This window comes from Halomonas sp., assembly GCF_052095765.1.
Lineage (GTDB): Bacteria > Pseudomonadota > Gammaproteobacteria > Pseudomonadales > Halomonadaceae > Halomonas.
In genome coordinates, this window is record NZ_JBQDJZ010000142.1 from 1 (window position 1) to 3,900 (window position 3,900).

The following is a 3,900-nucleotide window of genomic DNA, read 5'->3' on the forward strand; positions in this document are numbered from 1 at the left end:
AGATCGCACGCAAGTTCGCCGGTGAGCCACCAACGGTATTGCTGGCTATCAGCACACCGACTGCCCAGTCAGCAGCGGCAGCAATGCCTAACACGGTTCCCATCGTATTCACTGCGGTGACGGATCCGCTGCTGGCTAAGCTGGTCGCTGACATGGACGCACCGGGTGCCAATATTACTGGTGTAGTGGATGCGCCGCCGTTGGAGGCTCAGTTGCAGCTGATTCGTGACATGTTTCCCGAAGCTGAAGCACTGGGAGTGATCTATAACCCCGGTGAGGCCAACTCGGTGTCACAGGCTGAGGTGCTGGAAACTTTGGCACCGAAGATGGGCTTCACGCTAGTTGAAGTCACCGCCTCGCGTACTTCCGAGGTAATGGGTGCCGCCCGTAGTCTGGCGGGGCGTGCCGATGCCATCTATGTGCCGGTCGACAACACCGTGGTGTCGGCACTGGAAAGCGTGGTGCGTGTTGGCTATGACGCAGACATTCCGGTATTCACCGGCGACAATTCCTCCGTGGCACGCGGTGCGCTGGCTTCATTGGGTTTCAGCTACTACGACATGGGACGTCAAACCGGTGAAATGGTGGCGCGCATCATTGACGGCGAAAACCCGGGTGAAATTCCAGTCGGCACGGTCGATAAGCTGGAGTTGATCCTTAACAGCAGTGCCGCTGCAGCGATTGGCTACGAGATACCCGCCGAGCTCCAGGAACGCGCAGTCGAGATCGTCGACTGAACCGTCGCATGAATCAGCGGATATCCTCATGAGTCTTATTGCATTTCTTGGAGCCCTGGAACTCGGGCTCATTTTTGGCTTTGTGGCACTCGGTGTCTATCTGTCGTTTCGCGTGCTCGATTTTCCTGACCTGACCGTCGATGGTAGCTTTCCACTCGGTGCCGCTGTGGCTGCCGTATGGATTGTTGGCGGCGGTAACCCCTGGCTGGGTACAGGGCTTGCCATGATTGCTGGCGCTATGGCGGGCACGGTAACGGCTTGGATGGCAGTAAAGCTCAAGATTCTCAACCTACTGGCCTCGATCCTGTCGATGATTGCGCTCTATTCGATCAACTTGCGGATCATGGGGCGGCCCAATATCGCGCTGCTCAGCGAGCCGACCATCTTCGTTCCGCTGGAGTCGCTACCGGTCAGTCGCTACGTGGCGTTTCCGGTGGCCATTGGTATCGGCCTGCTGATAGTCACCTTCCTGCTCAACCGCTTTCTTAACAGTGAAGCGGGCCTGGCCATGCGCGCTACGGGCGAAAACGCCCGCATGGCGTCAGGCAACGGCATCAACACCTCGGTGATGGTGGTGGCCGGCATGGCCTTATCTAACGCTTTGGTTGCGCTGGGTGGGGCCCTGTTCGCCCAAAGCCAGGGCAGCGCTGATGTCACCATGGGCGTAGGCACTATTGTGGTTGGCCTTGCTGCGGTGATTGGCGGTCAGTCGTTGATTCCGGGGCGCAGTATTCTGGTAGCCACATTAGCCTGTCTGTTCGGTTCGATTCTTTATCGCTTAATGGTCGCCGTGGCGCTGAATGCGGACTTCATCGGCCTCAAGGCCCAGGATCTCAACCTGGTTACTGCCGTGCTGGTGGGGCTGGCGCTGGTGCTGCCAAAACTCCGCCGCCGGAGGCGCCTGACATGATTGAGCTTGATAATATCCATGTGACATTCAATCCGGGCACGCCGCTGGAAAACCACGTGCTGCGCGGTATCAACCTGCGCATTGGCGATGGCGAGTTTGTTACCGTCATCGGCGGCAACGGGGCCGGTAAATCGACGCTGCTAAACGTGCTGGCCGGTGAAGTCTTTGCTGAGCCCGGACGTGTACAGATTGGTGAGCGTGATGTGACCCGACTGCCAGCCTTCAAGCGCGCTGACTTGGTGGCCCGGGTGTATCAAGACCCACTGGCGGGTACCTGCGGCACGTTAACCCTTGAAGAAAACATGGCGTTGGCCTGCGCGCGAGGCCGTCGCCGAGGGCTGCGTAGCGCCTTAGACACCAAACTGCGCAGTCGCCTGCAGGAAAACCTGGCACGCCTAGGGCTGGGCTTGGAAAACCGCCTTCACGATAGCATTGGGTTGCTGTCCGGCGGTCAGCGCCAAGCCGTGAGCCTGCTGATGGCGGCACTTCAGCCGATGGGGATTCTGCTGCTTGACGAGCACACCGCCGCACTCGACCCGCGCATTGCCAGCTTCGTGCTGACACTGTCGGCAGATATCATTGGCGAGCAGCGCCTGACCGCGCTGATGGTCACCCACAGCATGCGCCAAGCACTGGAGGTGGGCGACCGCACCATTATGATGGATCAGGGCGAAGTCGCTTTTGATGTGAAGGGCGAGCAGCGCGAGGGCCTGGAAGTCGCCGACCTGCTCAAACTGTTTGAGCGTGCCAGAGGCCAGGAGGTCGACGACGACTCGCTGTTGTTGGGTTGATTGTCAGGAAGCAGAGCCCTTGCCAAAGTGTCGCTTGGCGACTCGAAAAAATAGCACATAAAGCTCATGGAGGTGTATATGAAAATCAATATCTTAACCCCGTTTTCTTGGGCTTCGTTTTTGCTCATCTCTGCTTGCGCAAGTTCTCCACAGGAGAGCGGAGAAACACAGATGCCTGGTGCGGAAAGATCTGCGTTGGTCGAGCATGACTACCGCTGTGAGAGTGGCGAAACAATTGCGGCAGCCTACCCGACCACTGACTCAGCTACGGTTCAGTATCAGGGGGGTACCTACAACATGCAGATTGTGATTTCTGCCAGTGGCGCGCGCTACGTCGGTGGCGGTCTGGTGTGGTGGACAAAGGGTTCTGGTAGCGGGTCTGAAGGTACGCTGTACCGCCAGATGGCCGATGGCTCTGCGGGTGCAGTCATCGAGGCTTGCACCGAGTCCTGAGCGTGCCCACGGCCAGGGAGTCGGTAATGACTCGTTGTTGCTGGGGTAGGGACACCATCCGTATATCAATAAGGAGCACGACAAGATGAACGCAAGTCACATTCTCAAACAGTTAATGAATCAGGTGGGCGGTAGCCAGAACCAGCAGCAGGGCTATGGCAATAACGCGGGTCAGTCCCAGGGGCAGCAGCAGGGTGGTGGCCTGGCGGATATGGTCGGTGGGCTTGTCTCACAGTTCACCGGTGGACAAGGCCAGGGCCAGGGGCAAAAGCAGGGCCAGAGCGGAGGTGGTTTGGATGTTGCCAGCCTGCTTGGCGGTGGGGCGCTGGGTATGCTGCTGGGCACCAAGCGCGGTCGTAGCATGGGCGGTAGTGCACTGAAGTATGGTGCCATCGCAAGTATCGGCATGCTGGCCTACAAGGCCTGGCAGAACCGTGGTGATGGGCAGCCCGAGCAGCAGGGGCAGCCCATGGAGCAGCTGCAGGGCAGTGATCAGGAGCAGCGTAGCACCGCGCTGTTACAGGCCATGATCATGGCAGCTCGTGCCGACGGCCACATTGATGATCAGGAACGCAGCCTGATTACTGAACAGATCGGTCAGCTTGGCGCCGATGATGAGATGAATCGCTGGGTTCAGCAGCAGCTGCAGGCACCACTGGATGCTCATGCGTTGGCTGCACAGGCGGACTCGCCCCAGGCCGCTCGCGAAATGTACCTGATTAGCGTTGCAGTCGTTGATGACCAGAACGCCATGGAGCGTGCCTGGCTGGATCAGCTAGGTAGTGCGCTCGGCCTTGAACCCGAACTGTGTGCAGAGTTGGAGCGTCAGGCTGCTGGGCAGTAAACAGGTAGCGCCAAGTAAAGCTGACGATGCTTACCAACCTGCGCGTAAAGCATCGCCCAATGCGGGCGGTGATATAAGCGCGCACCGCTATGCGGTGGCCGGTTGAAATTCTGAATATAGCCTGATATTTATACAGCATGACAAAATGCGCCTACAAAGAACGGT

The 3,900-nt window shown here is 58.5% G+C and carries 5 protein-coding genes; all 5 read left to right on the plus strand.

Annotation, left to right across the window (positions count from 1 at the left end):
* The coding region (locus tag ACTH3D_RS12755; protein ID WP_441667513.1) for an ABC transporter substrate-binding protein at nt 1–737 on the plus strand (737 nt) is incomplete at its 5' end.
* Between the two features lie 28 nt (nt 738–765).
* A complete protein-coding gene (locus ACTH3D_RS12760) occupies nt 766–1,647 on the plus strand; it encodes an ABC transporter permease (RefSeq protein WP_441667515.1) in 882 nt (293 codons plus the stop codon).
* On the plus strand, nt 1,644–2,438 hold the full coding sequence (locus ACTH3D_RS12765) for an ABC transporter ATP-binding protein (RefSeq protein WP_441667516.1): 795 nt from the start codon (nt 1,644–1,646) through the stop codon (nt 2,436–2,438). The genes ACTH3D_RS12760 and ACTH3D_RS12765 overlap by 4 nt, the downstream gene beginning before the upstream one ends.
* 171 nt (nt 2,439–2,609) lie before the next feature.
* Nucleotides 2,610–2,891: an MliC family protein gene (locus tag ACTH3D_RS12770; RefSeq protein WP_441667517.1), complete on the plus strand. Its 282-nt coding sequence runs from the start codon at nt 2,610–2,612 to the stop codon at nt 2,889–2,891.
* A gap of 85 nt (nt 2,892–2,976) precedes the next feature.
* Nucleotides 2,977–3,735 carry a tellurite resistance TerB family protein gene (locus ACTH3D_RS12775; RefSeq protein WP_441667518.1) on the plus strand — a complete coding sequence of 253 codons (759 nt, stop codon included), beginning with the start codon at nt 2,977–2,979 and terminating at the stop codon, nt 3,733–3,735.
* The last annotated feature ends 165 nt before the right edge of the window (nt 3,736–3,900 follow it).